The sequence below is a fragment of the Arcticibacter pallidicorallinus genome (assembly GCF_003002875.1).
GTDB lineage: Bacteria > Bacteroidota > Bacteroidia > Sphingobacteriales > Sphingobacteriaceae > Arcticibacter > Arcticibacter pallidicorallinus.
On sequence record NZ_PVTH01000007.1, the window covers coordinates 15,283 to 39,980 of the forward strand.

Here is a 24,698-nt window from a genome sequence, read left to right on the forward strand (position 1 = left end):
GGGACCGCTGGTTCCGTCTATATTTGATGAAAAGATTAAGAATGGAAAATTCAAATCCAATATATAGTAAGAAAAAAGCGGCGGGGAAGCAGTGGGCAGGACTCATATTCTTAATTCTGGGGATTGTTCTCCTGATACGTTCCTTTGGTGGTTTCATTCCGGATTGGATAACAAGCTGGCCGATGATTTTGATACTTATCGGTGTATTCACCGGAAGTCGTCATAACTATAGAAATCCGGGCTCTATTATTTTAATCTGCCTGGGTGTATTATTTCTCATAGGCAGGATAATTCCGGGAATCGACCTTCACGATTTTGTATTTCCATGTATCATCATCGGACTAGGACTGTACCTGATCCTTGGAAAGACGAAGTTCAATAAGCATTTTGTTCATAGAGGCAGAATGAGGAATGATGTGGTTTGGGATAAGCGCGTTGATGTACCGAAAGAGGAGCCCATAGTTGCTGGCAGTGCGATTGCGGAGGAGGAGCCTCTAAAGGATTCTGCTAATAGCTCATTTAGCTCCGCTTCTTCATCATCGTCTTCTTCTTCTGAACAGCAATATTACGCAGGAGCTGCTGACGGCGGTCCTGAGGATTATCTGGATACAGTTTCGATCTTCGGTGGAATTAAGAAGAATATCGTATCAAAGAATTTCAAAGGGGGGGATATTGTGACGATAATGGGAGGTGCAGAGATTAACCTCACGCAGGCGGATATTCATGGTACTATTATTATCGATATTACGCAGGTATTTGGGGGTACGAAATTGATCCTTCCCCCTCAGTGGAAAGTTTCTTCTGATCTGGCAGCTTTATTTGGAGGGATAGAGGACAAGCGCCCTATTGTTCAGGTGATCCATCTGGCTGATGATAAGGTGGTGATTTTAAGAGGAACATCCATATTTGGTGGGATAGATATTCGTAGCTATTAATCAGGAAGTTGTGTCAGTATCTTCATTCTCATCGACACGCGTGATTACCTACATCGGTGTTGCCTGGCTCATCTGGACGGCCATGCACGCCGGGTCCCTATATCTACTCGGTTTCAATATAAAGGTTTCAGTGATTGATGCGGTCATCTGTAATACCTTACTCTTGTTGGCGTCTTCGGTCGTTAGTAACACACTTCGCTTTTATCAGCCCGGAAAAGGGCAGTATCTGAATATCGTTGCGTGGTGTGCGCTGCTTGCCGGTATGTGGCTTTTTCTGTCGAGATGGCTGTTGTTGTATATTTTGAAAGGGGAAGAGGTCTATGCGGATGTGCTGAATAGTTCGCTATTAATGAGAGGAAGTACGGGTTTCCTTTTGATCTGTGGCTCTGCTTTGATCAGCATGCTTTATTATACGCAGCAGGAGCAGAAGGAAAACGAGCGAAGGAAGCGCGATGCAGAGAAGTTAGCCCGTGAAGCGGAGCTTTTTAACTTGCGTCAGCAGCTTCAGCCGCATTTTCTTTTTAATAGTTTGAATTCGATAAGTGCGTTGATTGGTCGTCGGCCTGAGGAGGCGAGGACCATGATTTACCAGCTGTCGGATTTTTTGCGGGGCACTCTCAGGAAGGAAGAAAACGAGGTAGTTACTCTTGAGGAAGAGTTTCAACATCTACAACTGTATCTCGATATAGAGAAAGTTCGTTTTGGGCATCGGCTTAATACGGAAATTATACGGGATGAGACATGTGGCAAGCTCGTTCTGCCGGCTATGTTGCTGCAACCTCTGGTAGAGAATGCTATTAAGTTTGGACTTTATGATACGACCGGTGAGGTAACGATCAGTATAGAAGCTCGTTGTGCTAACCAATATCTGGAAATTAGTATCCGTAATCCTTACGATGTTGATACGGTAAGGCCAAAGAGCGGAACAGGGTTCGGCATTACCGGCATCAAAAGACGGCTCTATTTACTTTTTGCGCGCACCGATCTGCTGGAAACAAGCGGAGAAAATGATATTTTTACAACTGTAGTAAGAATCCCACAAATATGACCAGGGCAATATTGATAGATGATGAACCTTTAGCAAGGGAAGTGGTTAAAGAGTATCTTGAGGACTATCCCGAGATTGAAGTAGTGGCCGAATGCGGCGACGGCTTTGAGGGTGTCAAAGCGATAGCACAGCATCAACCCGATCTGATTTTTCTGGACATTCAGATGCCCAAGATAACGGGGTTCGAGATGCTTGAGCTTCTGGATTCGCGACCTGCTGTGATCTTTACTTCGGCTTTTGACGAATATGCAATCAAAGCGTTCGAAACGTATGCTGTGGATTATCTTTTGAAGCCCTTTGCTAAGGTGCGGTTCAAAGTTGCAGTGGACAGGTGGCTGGAAAAGCAGCATCTGGAGGAGACGAAGCAGCATGTGCAGTCTTTGATGGAAAGTAGTGCGGCTGCGCCTTCTTATAACGAACGTATTGTGGTGAAGGTTGGAAGTACCATCAAGATTATTCCGTCAACGGATATCATCTTTCTGGAGGCTTACGATGACTATGTGAAGATCAATACGAAAGACGGCACGTTTTTGAAAAATAAAACAATGCAGTTCTTTGAAACGAATCTGGATGATAAGCAGTTTGTGCGGGTTCACCGCTCATTTATCGTTCAGGTATCCTTCATCACCGGACTGGTTCCATATGAGAAGGAATCATACAAGCTGATATTAAAAACGGGGGATAAATTGCCGGTTAGTAAAACGGGTTATACCAAGCTGAAGAAACTTCTTCAAATCTAGCGGTGCTTTATTTCGCAGGTTTGACGGATTGATCGCTTTTAAAAGGCGATAAACTGGTCAATTTGCTGCTTTGTAAACTTGAGTGTATCGGGTTGAAAAAAATTCCCTTCTGCGTCAAGCTCTTTGTGGATATAGGGGATATGGATCTTTAATGGGAGCAAGTTGATGTTCAGGTAATGACAGATGCCGGTGAAATGATCTAGTCCGCGGATATTACCGTACTTTCCGGTGGAAATTCCAACCAATCCAGCCTTCTTGCCATAGAAACTTTCCGGGAAGCGACAGGTATCGACCATCACTTTAAGAATGCCGGGAAAGCTGCCATTATACTCGGGTATGATGAAAAGAAATTTGCTTGTCTGGGTGATAATAGATTGAAACGGTTCAAAACTTGCGGGCTTTTGTTTGTCATACATGTCTGCATGTATGATGTCATCAGGAAGCAAATCAAGTGACAAAATAGAAGCTTCGAGCCCGCTTTTTTCAATCATTCTTTGGTAGTACCGGGCTGTTTGAAGGCTATAGCTATTGGCTCGATTTGTACTGGCGATAATAGTGATCATCTGTGGATAATATGTTTAAAAGCAGATATAGCCTCTCTAATTAAATTGTTTAAAGTTCGTATCTTAGGCGATTGGTATGAAAACCAGGCTGAGGTCAAAAATAGTAATTTAAATCACTATTTCCGAAGTGTGTAAATAGTAAATAGGTTAGAAACAGGACAAGGAATGAGTAAGATTATAGCATTAGCTAATCAAAAAGGGGGAGTCGGTAAAACCACATCATCCATAAACCTTGCGGCTAGTTTAGCTGTGCTGGAATATAAAACGTTATTGGTCGACGCAGATCCTCAGGCCAATTCAACTTCTGGAATAGGCTTCGATCCACGTACAATAAAATCAAGTATATACGAGTGTATTATAAATGAAGTAGATCCGCGCGACGCAATTCAGGCAACTGAAACGCCCAATCTGGATCTTCTTCCTGCGCATATTGATTTGGTTGGTGCCGAGATTGAGATGATCAATCTGACTGATCGGGAGTTCAAGATGAGGACGGTGCTTGAGAAAATAAAGGACGATTATGATTTTATTATCATTGACTGTTCACCATCCTTGGGACTAATTACAATCAATGCGCTAACTGCTGCGGATTCTGTTATTATCCCGGTTCAATGTGAGTATTTTGCATTGGAAGGTTTAGGAAAATTGTTAAATACAATCAAGATCGTGCAAACGCGTCTAAATCCCAATCTGGAAATTGAGGGAATATTGCTCACCATGTATGATGTGAGGCTGAGACTCTCTAATCAGGTCGTTGAGGAAGTTAAGGTTCATTTCAACGAGTTGGTTTTTGAGACGATTATACAGCGCAATACACGTTTGAGCGAGGCTCCTAGCTATGGAATCTCGGTTATCATGCATGATGCGAATTGCAAGGGGTCTATCAATTATCTTAATTTGGCCCGTGAGATTATCAAGAAGAACGGTCTTACAAATGGTAAAGGTTTAAAAAAAGCTACAGTTAATTCATGACGCAGATAAGAAAAACAGGATTAGGGAAGGGACTAAGTGCGTTATTAGATGATAATGATCGTGTACAGCCGGTCCGTACTCCAGTTGCAGAATCAAACGGTTCTCCAGGAAATATATCGCAGATCAGGATTTCTCAGATCGAGGTAAATCCATTTCAGCCCAGAACTGAATTCGACCCCGCATCTTTAAAGGAGTTGTCTGATTCTATTGTATTACAAGGCCTAATTCAGCCTATAACCGTTAGAAAATCAGGCTCTGGATCTTACCAGCTGATATCGGGAGAAAGAAGGTTGAGAGCTTCGAAACTTGCCGGATTGACTGAGATACCTGCTTATATCCGAACTGCCAATGATCAGCAAATGCTGGAAATGGCGCTAATCGAGAATATTCAGCGAGAAAACTTAAATGCTATAGAAGTGGCTCTAAGTTTTCAGCGAATGATTGATGAGTGTAACCTGAAGCAGGAAGAGCTTGGAGATCGTGTTAGTAAGAACCGGTCGACTGTTACCAATTATATTCGTCTGCTTAGACTCCCTCCGGTTATTCAAGCGTCCATACGTGATAATCACGTTTCTATGGGGCATGCCAAAGCTATACTTGGTTTGGAGGATGTGGATAAGCAGCTCTATGTTCATGATGAGATTTTGAAGAATGGCTTGTCTGTTAGAAAAACAGAGGAGCTGGTAAGGGATATTCAACGGTCTGGCGCCAAGAAGCCGGGAAGCGTAAGAAAGGAACCCGTATCCTTCCAATTGCAGAAGATTCAGGATGACTTAGCTTCGAAATTTGCTACCAAGGTTCGTTTGAAGGTGCAGGGAAAAGGCAAGGGTTCTATTGAAATTCCTTTTATGTCGGACGATGATCTGAGCCGCATACTTGAGTTATTAGACTGGTAAATGGGTTTTTATAAGATAATCTTTTGGTTATTGTGCATGATGTTCACCACCGGATCTGTCTTTTCGCAGACTGATACGGTATTGATCAAAGTCGATTCTGCAATGGCCAACCCTGATTCCAGACAGCCCAAGACTGTGGTGCCTAAAGATACTGTTGTGAGAGTTGCAGGAGAAACTCCTGACAAGCCGGCGGTTGTGAAGGACTCAGCAAGACTGGCAATTGAAAGGATGCCAGGACAGGCTGCAAGACGATCAGCGATCGTCCCGGGACTTGGTCAGATTAAGAACGGAAGGTGGTGGAAAGTGCCTTTTATTTATGGAGGGCTTGTGGGAACAGCCTTAGTATTTGAATTTAATCAACGTTACTACAGGGATATTCTGACTGAGCTTCAGGTTAGATATAATGAAGATAATAATATACCTGACGACAGAGAGCAGAATCCCAAATATCAGAATTTAGATGAGACTGCCTTGCAGAGCGGAAAGGATTTCTACAGGAGAAACCGGGACTTGAGTGTGCTGGTAGGCCTGGGTGTATATGCCATCAACATTATCGATGCATATGTGGACGCCAAATTCTTCAGGTGGGATGTCTCCGATGAGCTTTCGTTTAGAGTGAAACCGTCCTTGCAAAGCTTACCTACTCACGCATCTGTAGTCCCTGTTCCTGGAATAAAAATCTCTTTAGCCCTTTGATTTCATTAAATAATTATACTCCGATGAAGATAGCCCTCTTAGGTTATGGTAAAATGGGACAGATCATAGAGCAGTTCGCTCAGAATCGTAACCATGAAATTGTATTGAAGATTGACGAGCACAGCCTTGATCAGCTGACCGTAGAAAATCTCCGGAATGCTGATGTAGCCATTGATTTCAGTACTCCTCACTCCGTGATGCAGAACATTGAGATTTGTTTCGAGGCGAACGTACCGCTTGTGGTCGGTACTACAGGGTGGTATGGTCAGTTGCAAAACGTTAAAGATAAATGTATCGCTAGTAACAATACATTGCTTTACGGGTCTAATTTTAGCATTGGGGTGAATATCTTTTTTTACGTGAACCGGATGCTGGCGAAGGTGATGAATCCATACCCTCAATACGATGCTCAGGTGGAGGAGATTCATCATACACAGAAGCTCGACTCTCCGAGTGGTACGGCCATTACAATTGCTGAGGGCATATTGGAGAGTCTGGATAGAAAGGATGAGTGGGTCAATAATCTTGTTGATATGGGGGAACAAGTGGCAAATCAGCCTAATCAGCTATTGATCGAGTCGCTTCGAATTGAGGATGTCCCCGGGACGCATACGGTAATCTACAGCTCGGAAGTTGATGAAATCGAGTTTAAACATACCGCGCATAGTCGCGCAGGATTCGCTCTTGGTGCAGTCATCGCTGCTGAATGGCTGAAGGGAAGAAAAGGTTTCTATTCGGTCGAAAACATATTTGAGTTTAACAACTAACATACATTACATGGAAAATACTGGAATCTGGTTGCTTATCGTAATTCTCATCATTCTAACGCACGTTGGGATGTGGAAACTATTTGAGAAAGCTAATCGTAAGGGCTGGGAAGCGCTTGTTCCGATCTATAATTTGGTCGTGATGCTGAAGATTACGGGGAGGCCATTATGGTGGATCGTTCTGCTTCTGATTCCGGTTATAAACGTGATCGTTTGGCTTGGACTTGCTGTTGACTTTGCCAAGAGCTATGGTAAGACTTCTTTTTTGAGTCACGTTGCAGCAGTAGTCCTTCCTTTTATTGTCTTCCCTCTTTGGGGATTTGATAACAATGTGGTTTACCTGGGACAGTCTGCAACAGATGAATTCCGAAAGAAACATCCTTACAGAAAATCTGCAGCCCGTGAATGGGGAGACGCCATTATTTTCGCTGTTGTTGCTGCCACTCTTATACGTAGTTTCTTATTGGAAGCGTACACTATTCCGACAGGATCAATGGAGAAGTCTTTGCTGATCGGCGACTTCCTCTTCGTAAGTAAGGTTAATTATGGCGCGCGTGTACCGATGACTCCAGTTGCGTTTCCTTTTGCCCACCACACCATGCCAATTACTGGAACGAAGGCGTACTGGGAAGGTTTAAAGATCGACTATCATAGGTTACCGGCCCTTGAAGAAATTGAGCGTAATGATGTTGTGGTGTTCAATTATCCAATGGAGGCGGATTCTCCCTTTTATCGTCCCGTCGACAAGCGTGAAAACTATATAAAACGTTGTATAGGCATCGGAGGAGATACCATCCGTATCATCAACGCTCAGGTTTATGTCAATGGAAAGAAAGGAATTAATCCTGAGTTCGGCCAGAAATACCATTTAGTTGTATCGGATGGTACAGATTTCAATCCTCAACGATTAATGGACATGAATATCGACGCTCAACGTCAGTCTGAAGTTGAGTACTTGTTCAATATGACGGAGGCGCAAGCCGCTGAAATTAAAGGATGGGCAAATGTAAGAGATGTTAGACCTTATATTCAGCCGACATCCGTTGTGGATACCGACGTCTTTCCAAAGGATCCACGTTTTATGTGGAACATCGACAATCTTGGACCGATAGTTATTCCTAAAAAAGGATGGACGGTAAAGTTAGACAGTACCAACATTCCTATTTACAGAAGAGCAATTGAGGGTTATGAGGGCAACAAGATTGAGCTCAGAGGTGCGAGTGATTTGTTGATTAATGGTCAGCCTGCAACATCATATACCTTCAAAATGGACTACTACTGGATGATGGGCGACAATCGGGACAACTCATTGGATTCCCGCTTCTGGGGTTTTGTTCCGGAAGACCATATTGTGGGGAAAGCTTTGTTTGTGTGGATGAGTTGGAGTGAGCGTGGTAGCTTTTTAAGCAAGATTCGTTGGAACAGGCTATTCATGGGGATTAAGTAGAAAGGAAATTCATATCAAATAAAGAGGGCCGGAGATCATCAGATTTTCGGCCCTTTCTATTTAGTATCGGTGCTTGCATTATTCTTCAAGCTTACCGATACCTAGCATAACTGCAAGTTCTCCGAGGTCTTTAACGACTGGTTCAGATAAAGGGATTCCTTCTAATTTGCGCACTTTCTCCGCTTCTACTTCCGGCTCTCCCGGAATGATTACCGGTTGGTCAGGATTTATTGGTTTTGCAGATTTAAATCGTTCAATCCAATTATCCATATGGTGTTTAAAATCTGCAGCTGGCCGAAATCCATCAATACGCATGGCACCGTGAAAATGTCCAATGCCTTCCCCTGGTAGGTCAGGGAGAGGGTCAAGAAACGCTACAAAGGGAGGCACCCAGGGGCCGTAGTTTGCACCCGATAGAATGGAGGTAAGAATATCAACCGTCGCGCTTAAGCCGAAGCCCTTATGACTTCCATGTTCACGATCGCTGCCCAAGGGTAAGAGGGAACCGCCCGCTTTTAGCGCATGAGCATCGGTTGTTGAATCTCCCGTATGGGTTTGAACCCAGCCGGCAGGAATGTTTTTCTGCTCTCTTTGTGCTATCTCAAGCTTGCCGTTTGCTGCTGCTGCTGTCGCCATATCTACCACTACTGGCGGGTACTTTCCGGCAGGAAAAGCATAGCACATCGGATTGGTGCCGAGAAGGCGCTCTGTTGTGAAGGTTGGTGCTACAAGCGGACTTGCATTGGTCATTGCGATGCCGATCATGTCACGGCTAACGGCCTGCATAGCATGATATCCGGCAATCCCGAAATGATTGGAGTTCCTTACTGCCACCCACCCTGATCCGTATTTTTCAGCTTTTTCCATCGCTATCTGCATAGCAAATGGTGCAACTACAAGACCTAGTCCGCCGTCGCCATCCACCGTCGCCGTAGTGGCCGTCTCATGGACTACTTTGATGTCCGGAGTAGCATTGATCCTCTTTTTTTTCCAAAGCCGGATATATCCGCTTAATCGCGCTACTCCATGTGAATCTATTCCGCGAAGGTCTGATGCTAATAAAACATCTGCCGCCAAAGCCGAATGAGTGTTACTGCAACCCATCGCCAGGAAAACAGATTCAGTGAAGGCGCGAAGTTTTTTTTCCTGAAAAATTAACGAGCTCATAATTAAGGTTCAAGGATAGTGAATTTTGAGTCTAAAGGCTTAAAATGCCTAACCAGCTCAGAGATTAATGTATCTCCGTATTTCACAAAGTAAATTCCGAAATTTTCTGTCCGCTCCTGTAGACCGCCTGATGGAAAGTACTTCGCTTTGAGGCCGTCAATCTGCTGGAGTGTGCCTTCGTGATTTCTTTTCTCAGCTTTTATTAGCTTCTTCTCTAAGTTCAGAAGAGCATGCTTAAGTCTCGCTTTAACAGCATCTGTGCTGGGAAGCAATGTTGGATCTATCTTGCAGGCACGAAGTTTCAGCTTTTCAAAAAGCGCCTGAAATTCCGATATCTCTTCCTGCAGTGATAGGGAATGACGACTATTTTTAAGAACCCATTCCTTTTTGAGCGTTTCAGCGTCTTTGAAGATTTCCTTCGCCTGCAGATGCAATCGACATAATTTGCTACTAAATGATTCGTCAGTAAGGGTTGCTGAGTTTCTTAGAAGGATAATAGGGAAATTGATACCGAATTGATCAAAGTTTTGCTTTAGCTGTAACCAATACACCAGTTCTGCACCGCCGCCTATATAAGCTATGTTCGGAAGGATTACCTCTTGATATAGCGGTCGCATGACAACGTTCGGACTAAAACGCTCAGGAAATGAACGGATTTCTAAGCGCAATTCTTCGTACGTGAACTGAATATCCGTATTGAGAACGTAAAACGTTCCTTTATCTTCAACGATTCGCTCACGAAGATCGTCCTTCATGTAAAAAAAGTTGATGTCGCGGCTATTCACCTGAGGGTCAAAGCCAGCTTCCTTTAACTTTGCACTGGCATCATTAATAGCCCTAAAGCTTTTTTTCGCCAAGATGTCTTCCTCAACTATATCTCGGAACTGCCTTTTTAAGGCAGGCTCGTCAGCGTCAACAACGACCACACCGTACTCTTGAAATAAGGCATTCACAAGAAAGCGAGTTGCAGCAGCCAACGTCCTCTGTTCAAGGTAAGCAGCTTTTAAGATTGAGGCTAAGCGATCTGAGTTCTTCGATAGGCCTAAGGAATTCTGGTAAGTTCTTAAAGCTTCTTCTATCGTTTGAGGATCCAACCGGCCTGTTGCACCACTAACCTGAGCATCCCACGAGATTTTGGTTCCAAAAAGATTTACGTTATTAATTTCAGCGAAGTCGTGATCTTCAGACGCCATCCAATAGATAGGTACAAAGTTCTTCTCTGGGTATTTCTCTTTGAGTTCAGTGGCGAGATTTATTGCTGTTACTATTTTATAGATAAAATAGAGGGGCCCGGTGAATATATTGAGCTGGTGTCCGGTCGTGACGGTGTAAGTGCTGTCTTCCAGGAGCAACTTGATATTGTCATTTACCTTCTCATGCAGAGCTGAGGTAGACAAAGTTTCTGCATATTGATGGAACACTACATCATGGAGAGCCTTACGATCAGCAGTCACTTTTTTTTCAGCGATAAGCTTACCGAAGTTCTCGATGGTTGGAAAATAAGATACGAAGGGTTCGAGTCTAGAATCCTGGGCCAAATAGCGCAGAGCCGTGGATGAAAAACTGTTTGTTTCGTTATAATCGATGTAGGTTGCTTTCATCGTTTACGAAATTAGAGGAATTTTTCAATTCCTCAGGTTCTTATCATTTATTTGACAATTTGTCCATACAAATCGAAGTCTTCTGCTCTTTCAATTTTCGCCTGGACGAAGCTGCCTAAAGTAGCATAATTACTTGAAGCATGAAGTAAGACTTCGTTGTCAACCTCCGGAGAATCATATTCCGTACGACCTACAAAGTAATCACCTTCTTTTTTGTCAATTAAAACCTTAAAAGTTTTACCTACTTTTTCCTGATTCTTTTCGAAAGATATTTCCTGCTGAACATTCATGATTTCCTCCACACGCTGTTCTTTAACCTCTTCAGGAACATCATCTATCAAAGAATGCGCATGAGTCTTTTCCTCATGTGAATAAGTAAAGCAGCCGAGTCTGTCGAAGCGGGTTTGTTCTACCCAGTCTCTCATTTCCAGAAAGTCTGATTCCTTTTCACCAGGATAGCCACAGATTAGAGTTGTTCTCAATGCAATCTCAGGAACTTTGTCGCGGATCGCGCTTACCAGATCAATCGTCTTCTGCTTGGTTATCCCACGACGCATAGATTTTAGCATAGGGTCACTGATATGTTGGAGAGGCATATCCAGGTACTTGCAGATATTATCGCGCTCGTTCATCACATCCAGAACCTCCATCGGGAAACCCGAAGGATAGGCATATTGCAGTCGTATCCACTCTACGCCAGCTACATCAGACAGATTGCGTAGCAACTCGTCCAGATTACGCTTTCCGTAAAGATCTAATCCGTAATAGGTAAGATCCTGCGCAATCAGGATCAGTTCCTTTGTGCCGTTTCTCACCAATCCTTTTGCCTCATTTACAAGGTCTTCAATCGACTTTGAAACGTGCTTGCCTCTCATCAGAGGAATGGCACAGAAGGAGCAGGGGCGATTACAACCTTCAGCGATCTTGAAATAAGCAAAGTGAGAAGGGGTAGTAAGCAGGCGTTCGCCCAAAAGTTCGTATTTATAATCCGCACCAAGGTTAGATAAGATATTCTGTAGATCATTGGTTCCAAAGAAAGCATCCACATTCGTGATCTCGGATTCTAACTCCGGTTTATAGCGTTCGGAAAGGCAACCAGTAACGATCACTTTTCCTACTTTACCTTGTTCTTTTAATTCACTATACTGAAGTATGGTATCAATTGATTCCTGTTTTGCATTATCAATGAAGCCACATGTATTGATAACAATGATATCATCTTTCGCAACGGTTTCTGACTCATGAACGACATCTATCATATTGCCACGAAGCTGTCCCATCAACACCTCTGAGTCGTATATATTTTTAGAACAACCAAGGGTGATTACATTCACCTTAGGCTTCTTAACCAATTCTCTCTTTTTTGTGCTATTCGTTATCATTCCATTCCCATCTAAGCAGCCTAGTTGAAGAGGCTATTCACAAATTCTTTTCTGTCAAAAAGCTGAAGATCATTGATCCCTTCACCAACTCCAATATACTTCACCGGGATCTTGAATTGGTCTGAAATTCCGATAATAACACCGCCTTTCGCAGTGCCGTCCAGTTTAGTTAATGCCAGTGCATTTACATCAGTTGCCTGAGTGAACTGTTTGCATTGTTCTATCGCATTTTGTCCGGTGGACGCATCTAAAACAAGCAAGATTTCATGAGGAGCACCAGGTACGACCTTCTGCATCACTGTTTTAATTTTAGTAAGTTCATTCATCAGAGCCACCTTATTATGCAACCTGCCGGCCGTATCAATGATGACCACGTCCTCACCGTTGGAAACAGCTGAATGAATGGTGTCATAGGCAACAGATGCCGGATCAGAACCCATTGGTTGAGCAACGACGCGTACACCAACACGCTCGCCCCATAATTTCAGCTGATCAACAGCGGCAGCTCTGAATGTATCCGCAGCGCCAAGCACCACTTTGCTTCCCGCCTGCTTCAGCTGATGAGCCAATTTGCCGATAGTTGTAGTCTTGCCCACTCCATTTACACCCACCACCATAATTACATAGGGCTTATGATTGCCGTACTCAAAGCTTTCAAAGTCACTGCTGTTATTCTCCGCTAAGAGTTGTTGGATCTCATCCTTCAGGAGATTGTTTAGTTCAGATGTGCCGAAAAATTTGTCCCTGGCAACTCTTGCCTGTATGCGATCAATAATTTTCAGCGTAGTAGCCACCCCTACATCAGATGTGACAAGGATTTCCTCCAGGTTGTCTAAAACTTCATCATCGACAGTAGATTTACCTATCACCGCCTTTGTAAGCTTGGAAAAGAGACCGTCTTTGGTCTTTTCCAAGCCTTTATCTAAGGCCTCCTTTTCGACAGGTGTAGTTTCCTTCTTCTTAAAAAAATCGAATAATCCCATGGTAGTGTAATATGCTGACTATACAAAAAAAGCCCTCCTGATGTAGATCGGGACGGCTCCTTAATATTTAAAGGAATAAGCTCACTAAGCTTTTTTAGCTTCAGCAATAGCGTCTTTAACGTGGTCGTTATGTGCCATGATTTCTTTAAAAGTGTAAGCGCCGGTTTTGTCAGACTTAACCATTGTGATCACTTTAGAATACTCTTTGCCTTTTCCTGTTTTCAGGGTTGCAACTACTTTCTTTGCCATCTCTTTATACTTTAATTAGGAAGACCCTAAACTATTTAATTTCTTTATGAACAGTTACCTTCTTCAGGAAAGGATTGAATTTCTTCAACTCTAAACGCTCAGTAGTGTTCTTTTTGTTTTTGTTGGTGATATAACGAGACATCCCAGGTTCGCCACTAGCCTTGTGTTCAGTGCATTCTAAAATCACCTGAACACGGTTACCTTTCTTAGCCATTTTCTTCTTTTTAAATTAATTAAACGAATCCTTGCTTAAGGAATTTATTAATCACGGCGCTGATTCCGTTCTTATTAATAGTTTTGATTGCTGAAGTAGAAACTTTCAGCGTAATCCAGCGGCCTTCTTCAGGAATGTAAAATTTCTTTACTTTCAGGTTAGGATAAAATTTGCGCTTAGTCTTAACGTTTGAGTTTGAAACGTTATGACCTTTCATTGCCATTTTTCCTGTTAAATCACAAATTCTCGACATGACTATGTTGTGTATCTTTTTGTAAAAATCAGTCTCTTAAAGAGTTTGCAAATATCATAAGAATAAATTTAAATCGCAATATTTTTTAGCTAATTATTTTAATTACATCATTTTCCTCTCAGAGGACTTCTTAAATGGAGTTGACGCTGTTTGTGAGAACTTTCTCGGCAGAGCCACAGCCAATATCGTTCTTTCGATTTTGTGTTACAGATGCGCACCATATTGAGCTCAAGGAAAGCGTTTGTAACTTTTTTTATCGGAAGACAAAATTTCATCGGCAAGTCGTCCTCAAACTAAGATGTAACGGCTGCCCATTCCAGGAAAAGATTCCCTGCATTGAGCACCAGCTAGCTATCTGCAGTATGACCCGATGACTCTCTTCATGCTAGAGCAATACGAGTATCATCCACCGAGCTGTCAAATTATTTAGTCGAACTAATCAGCGTTCATACCTCATATAGCTGTGCCAACATGTTTTTTGTTTTTTTAGCCTTTCTATTCCATAATATTTATAATTTCAAGGCTGCTAACTAAAACTAATCTAAATTATGGCCAATTCTTCAGTCTCTGCGCCGGTGGAGGGAAAAAACAAACTTTGGGGTGTGATCACTGCCTCCTCAGTAGGAACTCTCATCGAGTGGTATGACTTCTACATTTTCGGTAGTCTTGCAACCATCTTATCCACTCAATTTTTTCCTTTAGAAAACCCTACCGCTGCATTTCTTTCCACCCTGGCCACCTTTGCTGCCGGATTTATAGTGCGTCCATTTGGAGCGCTGGTCTTTGGCCGGCTCGGCGACCTGATCGGAAGGAAATATACCTTTTTACTTACCCTCGTCCTTATGGGCGGATCAACCTTTGCGATAGGCCTCATCCCCGGATTTTCCTCTATTGGTTATGCCGCACCTATTCTGGTCTTACTGCTGCGCCTGATCCAGGGCCTTGCTCTCGGCGGCGAGTATGGGGGGGCGGCTACCTATGTAGCCGAGCATGCTCCCGCAAATAAACGCGGCTTCTATACAAGTTTTATACAGACAACGGCCACAATGGGGCTATTTCTTTCATTGGGCGTTATCCTGCTGATCAGGCATCTCGTCGGAGTGGACGCATTCAACAGCTGGGGCTGGCGTATTCCGTTTCTTCTCTCTTCCCTGTTGGTGTTCGTATCGATTGTCATTCGTATGAAAATGCACGAATCTCCGCTTTTTGCAAAGGTCAAAGCTGAGGGAAAAACGGTCAAAAATCCTTTGAAGGAGTCCTTCGGAAAGAAGGAAAACCTCAAGATGGTGCTTCTTGCGCTCTTTGGAGCTACTGCAGGACAGGGGGTCATCTGGTACACCGGACAGTTTTATGCGCTTTCGTTTATACAGAAGACAATGAGTATCGAATTCGTTCAGTCTAACTACATCATCGCCATAGGTCTCCTTCTGGCCACACCATTCTTCATTATTTTTGGAGGATGGTCTGATAAGATCGGAAGACGGAATATTATGATGGCCGGTATGCTTTGCGGAATTCTGTTCTACCGTCCAATTTACAAGCAGATGTATGCCTTGTCCGATGTAACTACAATGGTCGAAGTTCCCTCAAGCACTAAGGTTGAGCGGCAAACCAACAAGAACGAGGCGGGCGAGACGCAAGTTGTTCAGACCCGGGAACGGCATTTTTCTGATGGAACTATCGAGAGGAAAATTACTTCCCAAAGCGTCGCTTCCAAGCCGGTTGAAGCTACCGAAATAGTACTGCCCACCTCCTCGTTTTGGATACTCGTAGCACTGGTTTTTGTTCAGGTTCTTTTTGTTACGATGGTTTATGGGCCTATTGCAGCGTTTCTAGTCGAACTGTTTCCTACTAATATACGTTATACCTCCATGTCGCTGCCTTACCATATCGGAAACGGGGTATTTGGAGGATTAACACCTTTCATCGCCATCAGCCTGACATCCCTGCCGGGAGCCACACCCTTCGACGGTCTGTGGTATCCTATAGGAGTAGCTGCGCTTTGTCTGATTATCGGCCTGGTATATATTAACAAAACTACTCACAATACAACGAACGACTAAGATGAATTTATTACGTAAATACCTCGGAATACTTTGGTTGCTCTTAGGCGTCATACTGGGTGTATATCTGTTTTATCAAACGGCCCAGGCTTTAAGCTCGCCCACTACAAATGCAGAAGACTATGTATTTTGGATCGTCATCGTCACGATCTTCATTCCGATCTTAATCGGCTTTATACTATTCGGATATTACGCTTATAAAGGGGAATACAGCAGTGAGATTCGAAAATAACTATTCATACAGATACCATAATGAGAGAATTAAAAATTTCTTCTTTTGAGAATTACAAGGAAGTTTACGATTACAGTGTAAAACAGCCTGAAAAGTTCTGGTCAGAAATTGCAGAGAACTTCACCTGGCGGAAGAAATGGGACAATGTCGTAAGCTGGAACTTTCGCGATCCGGAGATCAAGTGGTTTGAGGGTGCGAAGCTGAACATTACAGAAAATTGCCTCGACAGGCACCTCGAGCATAACGGCGACACACCGGCAATTATGTGGGAACCTAATGATCCTGAAGAGGAACATCGCGTACTTACTTACAGGCAACTGCATGACAAGGTCTGTCAGTTCGGCAATGTCCTGAAGAATAATGGAGTGAAAAAGGGCGATCGTGTCTGCATCTATTTACCTATGGTGCCCGAGCTGGCAATTGCCGTTCTGGCCTGTGCACGAATAGGAGCGGTGCATTCCGTTATTTTTGGCGGTTTTTCTGCCCAGTCCATCGCCGATCGTATAAACGACGCGGATTGCTCTGTAGTGGTCACCGCAGACGGGGGCTTCCGAGGACCCAAAGATATTCCGTTAAAAGAGGTCATCGACGATGCACTCGTTCAATGTCGCAGCGTATCCCGCGTGATCGTTCTCACGCGTAGCCGTACGGCTGTTTCCATGATCAAGGGTCGTGATGTATGGTGGGAAGATGAGATCAAGAAGGTGGAAACTCAGGGAAATCCTGATTGCCCGCCTGAGGAAATGGATGCCGAGGATGTCTTGTTCATCCTTTATACCTCCGGCTCAACCGGAAAACCAAAAGGCATCGTCCACACCTGTGGAGGGTATATGGTTTTTGCCGGCTATACTTTTGCGAACGTTTTCCAGTATCAACCGGAGGAAATTTACTTCTGTACTGCCGACATCGGCTGGATCACGGGTCATACCTATATCGTTTATGGTCCGCTTAGTCAGGGAGCAACAACGCTTTTGTTTGAGGGAGTTCCGACATGGCCCGGTCCAGATCGTCTGTGGAATATTGTAGACGAGTACAAGGTGAACATTCTCTATACTGCGCCGACCGCGATCCGCTCCCTTATGAGCTTTGGAAACGAAGCCTTGCAGGGAAAAGATCTGAGTTCAATCACCAAGTTGGGATCAGTAGGAGAGCCTATAAATGAAGAAGCGTGGCATTGGTTTAACGAAAAGATTGGCAAGGGACAGGCACCGATAGCCGATACCTGGTGGCAAACAGAAACCGGAGGGGTCATGATCAGTCCCATAGCCGGAATCACGCCCACTAAGCCGGGTTACGCAACGCTTCCGCTTCCGGGCATTCAACCTTGCCTGGTCGATGAAAACGGACGGGAGATCACCGGAAATGGCGTGAGTGGCAACCTCTGTATCAAGTATCCCTGGCCCGGTATGCTCCGGACAACCTATGGAGATCATGAACGCTGCAGGCAGACCTATTTTTCTGCCTATCCGGACATGTACTTCACCGGCGATGGTTGCTTAAGAGATGAGGATGGCTATTATAAAATAACAGGCCGCGTGGACGATGTATTAAATGTATCAGGCCACCGTATAGGTACTGCGGAAGTGGAGAACGCGATCAATATGCACGCAGACGTGGTCGAAAGCGCCGTTGTAGGATACCCCCACGCCATTAAAGGACAAGGTATTTACGCATATGTCATTCTTGGGAATTCTACACATAACGACAAAGAGCTCGTTACAAAAGACATACTCAAAACTGTTACACGTCTGATCGGTGCCATCGCAAAGCCAGATAAAATACAATTCGTTGCGGGCCTTCCAAAGACGCGTTCAGGAAAGATCATGAGAAGAATCCTGCGTAAAATCGCAGAAGGAGAGACTGGTAATCTGGGAGATACCAGCACACTTCTCGATCCAGCCGTGGTCGAGGAGATCAGACAAGGAGCTCTCTGATGGTCAAACATTTTCCGGTATGTCCTGTTGTGTTAATAGTATCTACTTAAAACATATATCATGGACAAGCTAGAATTAAAAGGAAAATGGAATGAAATAAAAGGGAAAGTTAAACAAGCATACGGTGATCTTACCGATGATGATTTAGCCTACCAGGAAGGTCAGGAAGACGAGCTTTATGGAAAGCTTCAGACCAAAACAGGTAAAACCAGAGACGAAGTAGTTGATTGGTTAAGAAGCCTGTAAAAATAACAAAAGGCGGTTTAGTTTATCTAAGCCGCCTTTTTTGTTATTTCACTTCCGTTGGCATTAACTTAATAAATTTCGTTGAGTCAGACTCAAAATAGCTGTTCATAGACACCTTCCCATCCTCCGTTTTCATTGCCATCTCTCCGCTGATGGCTATCTTGTCTCCAACCTTTAATTTCGTGATCGCATCCTTTACCGCAGCGTTATTCTGAGGGATAAGCATTGCAAAAGGGACGCCATAAATCAATGAATCACCAAGTCCTACGCTCTTAAGATTCAATTTATCAGCTGCTATATTTTCCACATGGAAAGTCCAGTTTTTAAATGTCAGGGCATTGTCGCGAACATACTTGTTCAGGTTAGTAATTACCCGGGCTTTGAGAACCTCTTTGTTTTGAAATATGTCGACGGTGTCCTGCGTCTTTTTCAAACGTAGCAGAAATTGCGACTGTGAGGGATCAGCTTTTTGTTCACAAGACATCAGAACAAGGAGGCAAGCCAGGCCGGCCAGTTGTAAGGTTCGTTTCATATTAATCGGTTTATCAGACAAATCAATATAAAAGTATTCTGATTGTCAAGCGTTTAAACACCTATCTGAGCCGTGTTTCGCACTATGATTTCCGGAAATCACCCCCCACATGTTATTAAACGCAATAAAGGTCTGTCTCAAGATCCATTATAAATTGCAATATTTTTTCTTTTGTCGAAATACCACCTGAGAAGAAGCAATTACTAAGTATCTACCCAACCCCAATCGTAATCTTATGCCGCTTAAATAAAAAGGAATCGTAGTTTTGGGCAATGAAAAAGAATAAGGCTGTTTTCCTAGACCGCGACGGCGTATTAAACCGGGAGTTAGGAGATTATGTATGCAAGCTGGAAGACTTTCATGTCCTGGAGCATAACTTCGCACCACTGAAAGCATTACAAGACAAGGGCTACCTGCTTATAGTTATCACCAATCAGGGCGGGACAGCCAAGGGCTGGTATAGCGAAGAAACATTGGCTCAGATGCACGACCATCTAAGAACTGTTTTCGAAGCCCAGGGTATTCACCTTACAGAGATCTACTATTGCCGCCACCATCCGGATTATAATGGCAACTGCATGTGCCGAAAGCCGGGCTCTCTGATGTTGGAAAAGGGCGTTGCCAGGTTTGATATAGATGCTTCCAAATCTTACTTTATAGGCGACAGGGAGCGTGATGTCATAGCAGGAGAGGCCGCAGGTTTAACCGGGATCCTGATTGATTCCGATCAGCCGATCAGCGAGGTGCTCCACCTAATCGCATAGAAACCAGAAAGAATATTATTACACAGCCCCTTTAAGCTCAAATCCTTAAAGGGGCTGTGTAAGTTGATCACTCAATGCCTTGTAAACGCATCAGGTAAATATTTAATGCGTCGCAGTATGTTCTTCCAACGTCGCCTTATTCAGGAACACAAACTTCTGATCAAACACATCCAGGATGATCCGGCTGTCCTTATCAATCTTTCCTGCAAGAATATCCTTCGACAGCTCATTCAAAATCCGTTTCTGAATAACCCTCTTCAGCGGACGGGCACCAAACTGCGGGTCGTAACCTAGCTGTGCCAGCCAGTCAAGCGCCTCATCAGAGGCCTCAATCTCCACGCCCATCTCAGCGAGTGTCTGCTGAACGTGTTTGAACTGCAGAGATACAATATCGCGTAGCTCAGTTCTGTCTAACGGCGTAAACATAATCAACTCATCGATCCTGTTCAAAAATTCCGGACGGATCGTCTGCTTAAGCAGCTCAAAGATCTGATTCTTGGTTTTTGCCACGATCTCATCGCGATTGGTATCGATCAATGTGCTGAAATTCTCCTGAATCAGGTGAGAACCGATATTGGAAGTCATGATGATGATCGTATTCTTAAAGTTCACCACACGACCCTTGTTATCGGTCAAACGGCCATCATCCAACACCTGCAGTAAAATGTTGAACACATCCGGGTGAGCCTTCTCAATTTCATCAAGCAAGATCACGCTATAAGGCTTACGTCTCACCGCCTCAGTAAGTTGTCCGCCTTCATCATAACCCACATATCCCGGAGGCGCGCCTATCAGTCTGGATACCGCATGTCGTTCCTGGTACTCACTCATGTCGATCCGCACCATCGAAGCCTCATCGTTGAACAGAAATTCCGCCAGCGCCTTGGCCAACTCCGTTTTACCAACACCCGTTGTGCCCAGGAAAATGAACGAACCAATAGGCTTACGCTTATCCTGAAGTCCGGCACGAGAGCGTCGTATCGCATCCGATATCGCCTCAATCGCTTCATTCTGTCCTGCAACGCGCTTGTGCAGCTCTTCTTCCAGATGCAGTAGCTTCACCCGCTCACTCTGGATCATCTTCGTAACCGGAATGCCGGTCCATCTCGAAACAACTCCCGCAATATCATCCGAAGTCACTTCCTCCTTCAGCATGCGGCTGTCTGACTGCTTTTCAGCCAGCTCCGCTTTCAGCTTCTCCACCTGATCCTGAGCCTCCTTAATCTTCCCGTAACGAATCTCCGCTACCCGGCCATAATCCCCTGCGCGTTCAGCCTGCTCAGCCTCCAGCTTGTAGTTCTCAATTTGCTCACCCAGACTGTTAATGCCATCAACGAGGTCCTTTTCACCCTGCCATGCCGCCCTTAGCGAATCCCGGTCGGCAGATAAGTTCGCAATCTCTCCACTCAGTTCCTGCACCTTCTTATCATCATTTTCGCGCTTGATTGCCTCGCGCTCAATTTCCAGCTGCATAATCTTGCGCTCCAGCTCATCCACGGCCTCCGGTACAGAGTCCATCTCCAGCCGCAGCTTGGAAGCCGCCTCATCCATCAGGTCAATTGCCTTATCCGGTAAGAAACGGTCGGAAATATAACGCTGAGAAAGCTCTACGGCCGCAATAATGGCTTCGTCCTTGATCCGCACTTTATGATGCGTTTCATACCGCTCCTTTAAACCACGCAGAATCGAAATAGCATCCTGTGTATCAGGCTCATCTACCGTAACCTTTTGAAATCTGCGTTCCAAGGCTTTGTCTTTCTCAATATACTTCTGGTATTCATTTAATGTCGTAGCGCCAATTGCACGCAGTTCACCGCGGGCTAGAGCGGGCTTCAGGATGTTTGCCGCATCCATAGCACCCTCACCGCCACCTGCACCTACAAGTGTATGGATCTCATCGATAAACAGAATAATTTCGCCGTCACTTTGCGTAACTTCCTTGATAACAGCCTTCAGGCGCTCCTCAAATTCCCCTTTATATTTAGCACCCGCTACAAGCGCGCCCATATCCAGGGAGAAGACCGTCTTCGACTTCAGGTTCTCGGGCGCGTCACCTTTAATGATCCTGAACGCAATACCTTCAGCTATAGCTGTTTTCCCAACCCCAGGTTCACCAATCAAAATAGGGTTGTTCTTCGTACGGCGCGAGAGGATCTGGATCACTCTTCGGATCTCCTCATCCCGGCCAATCACCGGATCCAACTTGCCCGATTCCGCATATTCATTCAAATTGCGGGCGTATTTGTTTAGGGCATTGAAAGTCGCCTCGGCGTTTTGATCCGTCACCTTATGATCTCCGCGCAGATCAACGATGGCTTTTTTCAAGTCCTTTTCCGTAACACCCGAATCCTTTAGAAGAGAGCTGACTTTTCCGGATGTGGTTAATATCCCGAGCAGGATATGCTCAACAGAAATGAACTCATCCTTAAACTCCTTCAAGTACGCCTGAGCTTTTTGCAAAGTGGAGTTCGTATCTGATGAGAGGTAAATATTGCTACCGCTGACCTTTGGATAACTCTGAATCTCAGCATCCAGAATGGTGTTCAAACGGTTGATATTAACGTTTAGTTTCTTCAACAGGAAATGAACCACGTTTTCATCTACCATCAGCAAACCTTTCAGTAGATGCGCATTTTCTATGGCCTGCTGTTGGTTCCCGGCAGCAATTTCAGAAGCCTTCTGCACAGCTTCCTGGGCCTTTATGGTATAGTTGTTAAAGTTCATATCGATTCCTTTTTGCAGAATACTACACAAAAAAAAAGCCAGAACCTGGAAGGAACCGGCGACATGAAATTTTGTCTGTTTAATGAATTTTCTGCTGACTAAAAGTCTGATGTATAAAGACTTGTATGAAGATTTGTCTTAAGGAATAAAGTCTATGACAAGGTATTTTTCAATGCACTGACCTGGTGCTCAGTTAATTTTTTCAATGGGCCACTGGCCATCATCTTCATCATCATATTCAGTTCAGCAGATACAGTAAGCACAGCCTCTGTAGTGTTATCTCCCATGTCGGCAACCAGCCATCTCATCTCCACGTGAAACGGAACCTGAGAGCCCGGTACGATAATCACACTCGTATTCGATATCCTGTTCGAGATCTGCAACGAAAGTTTTGCCATATTCTGAATGGAAAAACTAGCTTCATCTACAGAAGAATGCCATTCTGAGATCATCTCAGGCATTAACTGCTTATGATTATTGAAGTCCGACAGAAAGGCGTATACCTCTTCCACCGATTTGTTGATATTTTCTTTGCTTTCAAAAACTGTCATACCAATTAAGATAAGTTAGATACAGACTCACTCCATTCAACTGGATTGTCTCTCCATTTTCTTAACAGCTCAACATCCTCTTTTGTTATAAAACGATGTTCAGAGGCATATTCAATTAACGCATTATAGTTAGATAGCGTAGAGAAACGACATCTCGCATTTTTGAAGTTCTCTGTTGCTTCCGGTAAACCATAGCTGAATATGGCTACAATCCCTGCAACGTCACAACCTGCTGCGCGCAGCGCCTCAACAGCCTGAATACTGCTTTTTCCTGTAGAAATAAGATCTTCAACGAGTACAACACGCTGACCTTCGTGTATTTCTCCCTCGATCAGGCTTCCCGTTCCATGATCTTTAGCCGTCGCGCGTACATATGCGAAGGGAAGGCCAAGGTCCTGCGCAACAAGCGCACCCTGCGGAATACCTGCGGTAGCAACGCCGCAAACAACACCCACAGATCCGTACTCTTCCTGAATCAACGCAGAAAGGTTTTGACGGATGTAAGTTCTTATAGCTGGATATGAAAGAGTTATGCGATTGTCACAATAAATAGGTGATTTTAATCCCGAAGCCCAGGTGAATGGTTTGGCAGGTTGTAATTTTATTGCTTTTATTTGTAACAAAAATTCGGCAACTTTCTGCTCAATCTCACTTTTGTTGATCATGACACAAATGTATAGAATTTATATTAACGAAACAGCTTTAATCATCTCAGAATTTGTCCCGACAGGGCTTGGTAAATTTCAAAATATTGACCCTCAATTATTTGTATTCCGCGATTTTTATAAACAAGCCAAGAAGACTGAGCCGGGAATTTACCTGATTTTAGTCGATAATGCGAAGGAGTACTTTAAAAAGTTACGTAAGGCTTATCAGGTCATAAAGGCGGCCGGAGGAGTAGTTTCAACTCCTGATCAGGAGTATCTGTTCATTTTTAGAAAAGGAAAATGGGATCTCCCTAAAGGAAAGTTAGATGAAGGCGAAAAGACAAGAAGTGCTGCTGTAAGGGAAGTTGAAGAAGAATGTGGTATCCGCGTAGGACGCCTTCTGGATAAGCTTACAAATACATGGCACGTATACGAGGAGCGGAACGAGGTCATCTTCAAGAAAACCAGTTGGTATACCATGGAAGCCGCAAAACAGAAGCTGGTCCCACAACTTGAAGAAGATATTACCGATGCCCGATGGATGTCTGAAGACCATTTCGGGTCAATTCAAAAGAATACCTATCCAACCATAATGAACATCCTTGAACTCATTAAGTCACCACTACAAAAACCGTAGTGCCTCTTTTGGTACAAATTTGCTGATATCACCGTGGTGCCTCAAAATATCGCGTACAATGGTTGAACTGATGGACGAGTACCCCGGGTTGCTGAGTATAAAAATACTTTCAATGCTGGGTTCAAGTTCATGGTTCATCTGAGCAATCGCCTTCTCGTATTCAAAGTCGGATACCGTACGGATACCTCTCAGCATATACAAAGCCCCAATTTCTTTGCAATAGTTAATGGTGAGTCCTTCGTAAGATGTTACTTCGATACGAGGCTCGTCAGCGAAAACGGCCTCCATCATTTGGATTCGGGTCTCCGGGCTAAGTAACGCATTTTTGTTGCTGTTACTGCCTACACCTATAACTATTTTGTCGAATAAGGAGACAGATCTCTTGATGATGTCAACATGAGCAATGGTTATCGGGTCAAATGATCCGGGGAAAAGGGCTATTTTCATGCTTAATG

27 protein-coding genes are annotated in these 24,698 nt (G+C 44.1%); 14 read left to right on the forward strand and 13 right to left on the reverse strand.

All coding sequences use genetic code 11. The features are described from left to right. Positions 1-26 precede the first annotated feature (26 nt). The 3 genes from B0I27_RS12080 to B0I27_RS12090 are packed head-to-tail and all read left to right on the forward strand — an operon-like array spanning position 27 to position 2,723. Complete coding sequence (locus tag B0I27_RS12080) at positions 27-935, forward strand: LiaF transmembrane domain-containing protein (protein WP_181276768.1); 909 nt, start codon at positions 27-29, stop codon at positions 933-935. 10 nt (positions 936-945) lie between these two features. Beyond that, positions 946-1,983 (forward strand): sensor histidine kinase, encoded by a 1,038-nt coding sequence (locus B0I27_RS12085; protein WP_245925503.1) that lies wholly within the window; start codon positions 946-948, stop codon positions 1,981-1,983. Then, positions 1,980-2,723 (forward strand): LytR/AlgR family response regulator transcription factor, encoded by a 744-nt coding sequence (locus B0I27_RS12090; RefSeq protein WP_106293684.1) that lies wholly within the window; start codon positions 1,980-1,982, stop codon positions 2,721-2,723. The genes B0I27_RS12085 and B0I27_RS12090 overlap by 4 nt, the downstream gene beginning before the upstream one ends. Positions 2,724-2,761: 38 nt before the next feature. Here the strand turns inward: B0I27_RS12090 and B0I27_RS12095 are convergent, their stop codons facing one another. After that, positions 2,762-3,286 carry an NADPH-dependent FMN reductase gene (locus B0I27_RS12095; protein ID WP_106293686.1) on the reverse strand — a complete coding sequence of 175 codons (525 nt, stop codon included), beginning with the start codon at positions 3,284-3,286 and terminating at the stop codon, positions 2,762-2,764. Between the two features lie 165 nt (positions 3,287-3,451). Here B0I27_RS12095 and B0I27_RS12100 point away from each other — a divergent pair, with 165 nt between their 5' ends. Genes B0I27_RS12100 through lepB form a run of 5 tightly spaced genes read left to right on the forward strand, consistent with a single transcriptional unit; the run spans position 3,452 to position 8,064 of the window. Then, a complete protein-coding gene (locus tag B0I27_RS12100; RefSeq protein ID WP_106293688.1) occupies positions 3,452-4,258 on the forward strand; it encodes a ParA family protein in 807 nt (268 codons plus the stop codon). Continuing rightward, positions 4,255-5,154, forward strand: coding sequence for a ParB/RepB/Spo0J family partition protein (locus tag B0I27_RS12105; RefSeq protein WP_106293690.1), 900 nt, complete (start codon positions 4,255-4,257; stop codon positions 5,152-5,154). Before B0I27_RS12100 ends, B0I27_RS12105 begins: the two co-directional genes overlap by 4 nt. Positions 5,155-5,190: 36 nt before the next feature. Beyond that, entirely contained in the window at positions 5,191-5,850 is a 660-nt protein-coding gene (locus B0I27_RS12110) for a DUF5683 domain-containing protein (RefSeq protein WP_106293692.1), read from the forward strand. Between the two features lie 23 nt (positions 5,851-5,873). After that, positions 5,874-6,617 carry a 4-hydroxy-tetrahydrodipicolinate reductase gene (dapB, locus tag B0I27_RS12115; RefSeq protein ID WP_106293694.1) on the forward strand — a complete coding sequence of 248 codons (744 nt, stop codon included), beginning with the start codon at positions 5,874-5,876 and terminating at the stop codon, positions 6,615-6,617. Positions 6,618-6,627: 10 nt separating this feature from the next. After that, on the forward strand, positions 6,628-8,064 hold the full coding sequence (gene lepB / locus B0I27_RS12120) for a signal peptidase I (protein ID WP_106293696.1): 1,437 nt from the start codon (positions 6,628-6,630) through the stop codon (positions 8,062-8,064). A 78-nt stretch (positions 8,065-8,142) separates the two neighbouring features. Here lepB and B0I27_RS12125 read toward each other — a convergent pair whose 3' ends face one another. From B0I27_RS12125 to rpmB, 7 genes are all read right to left on the reverse strand, one after another. Beyond that, on the reverse strand, positions 8,143-9,231 hold the full coding sequence (locus B0I27_RS12125) for an Ldh family oxidoreductase (RefSeq protein WP_106293698.1): 1,089 nt from the start codon (positions 9,229-9,231) through the stop codon (positions 8,143-8,145). 2 nt (positions 9,232-9,233) lie between these two features. Then, positions 9,234-10,832: a bacillithiol biosynthesis cysteine-adding enzyme BshC gene (gene bshC / locus B0I27_RS12130; protein WP_106293700.1), complete on the reverse strand. Its 1,599-nt coding sequence runs from the start codon at positions 10,830-10,832 to the stop codon at positions 9,234-9,236. 47 nt (positions 10,833-10,879) lie between these two features. Then, positions 10,880-12,214 (reverse strand): 30S ribosomal protein S12 methylthiotransferase RimO, encoded by a 1,335-nt coding sequence (gene rimO / locus B0I27_RS12135; protein ID WP_106293702.1) that lies wholly within the window; start codon positions 12,212-12,214, stop codon positions 10,880-10,882. Between the two features lie 20 nt (positions 12,215-12,234). Next, positions 12,235-13,197 carry a signal recognition particle-docking protein FtsY gene (gene ftsY / locus B0I27_RS12140; protein WP_106293704.1) on the reverse strand — a complete coding sequence of 321 codons (963 nt, stop codon included), beginning with the start codon at positions 13,195-13,197 and terminating at the stop codon, positions 12,235-12,237. Positions 13,198-13,281: 84 nt separating this feature from the next. Beyond that, positions 13,282-13,446 (reverse strand): DUF4295 domain-containing protein, encoded by a 165-nt coding sequence (locus B0I27_RS12145; RefSeq protein WP_106293706.1) that lies wholly within the window; start codon positions 13,444-13,446, stop codon positions 13,282-13,284. 31 nt (positions 13,447-13,477) lie between these two features. Continuing rightward, positions 13,478-13,660, reverse strand: coding sequence for a 50S ribosomal protein L33 (gene rpmG, locus B0I27_RS12150; RefSeq protein WP_106293708.1), 183 nt, complete (start codon positions 13,658-13,660; stop codon positions 13,478-13,480). Between the two features lie 19 nt (positions 13,661-13,679). Then, positions 13,680-13,913: a 50S ribosomal protein L28 gene (rpmB, locus tag B0I27_RS12155; protein ID WP_106293710.1), complete on the reverse strand. Its 234-nt coding sequence runs from the start codon at positions 13,911-13,913 to the stop codon at positions 13,680-13,682. Positions 13,914-14,461: 548 nt separating this feature from the next. Here rpmB and B0I27_RS12160 point away from each other — a divergent pair. Genes B0I27_RS12160 through B0I27_RS12175 form a run of 4 tightly spaced genes read left to right on the forward strand, consistent with a single transcriptional unit; the run spans position 14,462 to position 18,388 of the window. Continuing rightward, complete coding sequence (locus tag B0I27_RS12160) at positions 14,462-15,976, forward strand: MFS transporter (RefSeq protein WP_106293712.1); 1,515 nt, start codon at positions 14,462-14,464, stop codon at positions 15,974-15,976. A gap of 1 nt (position 15,977) precedes the next feature. After that, entirely contained in the window at positions 15,978-16,208 is a 231-nt protein-coding gene (locus tag B0I27_RS12165; RefSeq protein WP_106293714.1) for a DUF6814 family protein, read from the forward strand. 20 nt (positions 16,209-16,228) lie between these two features. Further along, on the forward strand, positions 16,229-18,142 hold the full coding sequence (gene acs / locus B0I27_RS12170; RefSeq protein ID WP_106293716.1) for an acetate--CoA ligase: 1,914 nt from the start codon (positions 16,229-16,231) through the stop codon (positions 18,140-18,142). Positions 18,143-18,202: 60 nt separating this feature from the next. Further along, the gene (locus B0I27_RS12175; RefSeq protein ID WP_106293718.1) at positions 18,203-18,388 is read left to right on the forward strand and encodes a CsbD family protein; all 186 of its coding nucleotides are present in this window, start codon (positions 18,203-18,205) and stop codon (positions 18,386-18,388) included. Between the two features lie 43 nt (positions 18,389-18,431). Here B0I27_RS12175 and B0I27_RS12180 read toward each other — a convergent pair whose 3' ends face one another. Further along, positions 18,432-18,920, reverse strand: coding sequence for a hypothetical protein (locus tag B0I27_RS12180; protein ID WP_106293720.1), 489 nt, complete (start codon positions 18,918-18,920; stop codon positions 18,432-18,434). A 272-nt stretch (positions 18,921-19,192) separates the two neighbouring features. Between B0I27_RS12180 and B0I27_RS12185 the strand changes: the two genes are divergently transcribed. Further along, positions 19,193-19,684 carry a D-glycero-alpha-D-manno-heptose-1,7-bisphosphate 7-phosphatase gene (locus tag B0I27_RS12185; RefSeq protein ID WP_106293722.1) on the forward strand — a complete coding sequence of 164 codons (492 nt, stop codon included), beginning with the start codon at positions 19,193-19,195 and terminating at the stop codon, positions 19,682-19,684. Positions 19,685-19,786: 102 nt separating this feature from the next. Here B0I27_RS12185 and clpB read toward each other — a convergent pair whose 3' ends face one another. From clpB to pyrE, 3 genes are all read right to left on the reverse strand, one after another. Continuing rightward, positions 19,787-22,408: an ATP-dependent chaperone ClpB gene (gene clpB / locus B0I27_RS12190; protein WP_106293724.1), complete on the reverse strand. Its 2,622-nt coding sequence runs from the start codon at positions 22,406-22,408 to the stop codon at positions 19,787-19,789. Between the two features lie 152 nt (positions 22,409-22,560). Continuing rightward, the gene (locus tag B0I27_RS12195) at positions 22,561-22,959 is read right to left on the reverse strand and encodes an SRPBCC family protein (protein ID WP_106293726.1); all 399 of its coding nucleotides are present in this window, start codon (positions 22,957-22,959) and stop codon (positions 22,561-22,563) included. Between the two features lie 5 nt (positions 22,960-22,964). Next, complete coding sequence (pyrE, locus tag B0I27_RS12200) at positions 22,965-23,624, reverse strand: orotate phosphoribosyltransferase (RefSeq protein ID WP_106293728.1); 660 nt, start codon at positions 23,622-23,624, stop codon at positions 22,965-22,967. Between the two features lie 7 nt (positions 23,625-23,631). Between pyrE and B0I27_RS12205 the strand changes: the two genes are divergently transcribed. Continuing rightward, entirely contained in the window at positions 23,632-24,243 is a 612-nt protein-coding gene (locus B0I27_RS12205; RefSeq protein WP_106294013.1) for an NUDIX hydrolase, read from the forward strand. On the opposite strand, the gene coaD is transcribed toward B0I27_RS12205, so the two are convergent. After that, a complete protein-coding gene (coaD, locus tag B0I27_RS12210) occupies positions 24,229-24,690 on the reverse strand; it encodes a pantetheine-phosphate adenylyltransferase (RefSeq protein ID WP_106293730.1) in 462 nt (153 codons plus the stop codon). The genes B0I27_RS12205 and coaD overlap by 15 nt on opposite strands. Positions 24,691-24,698: the final 8 nt, after the last annotated feature.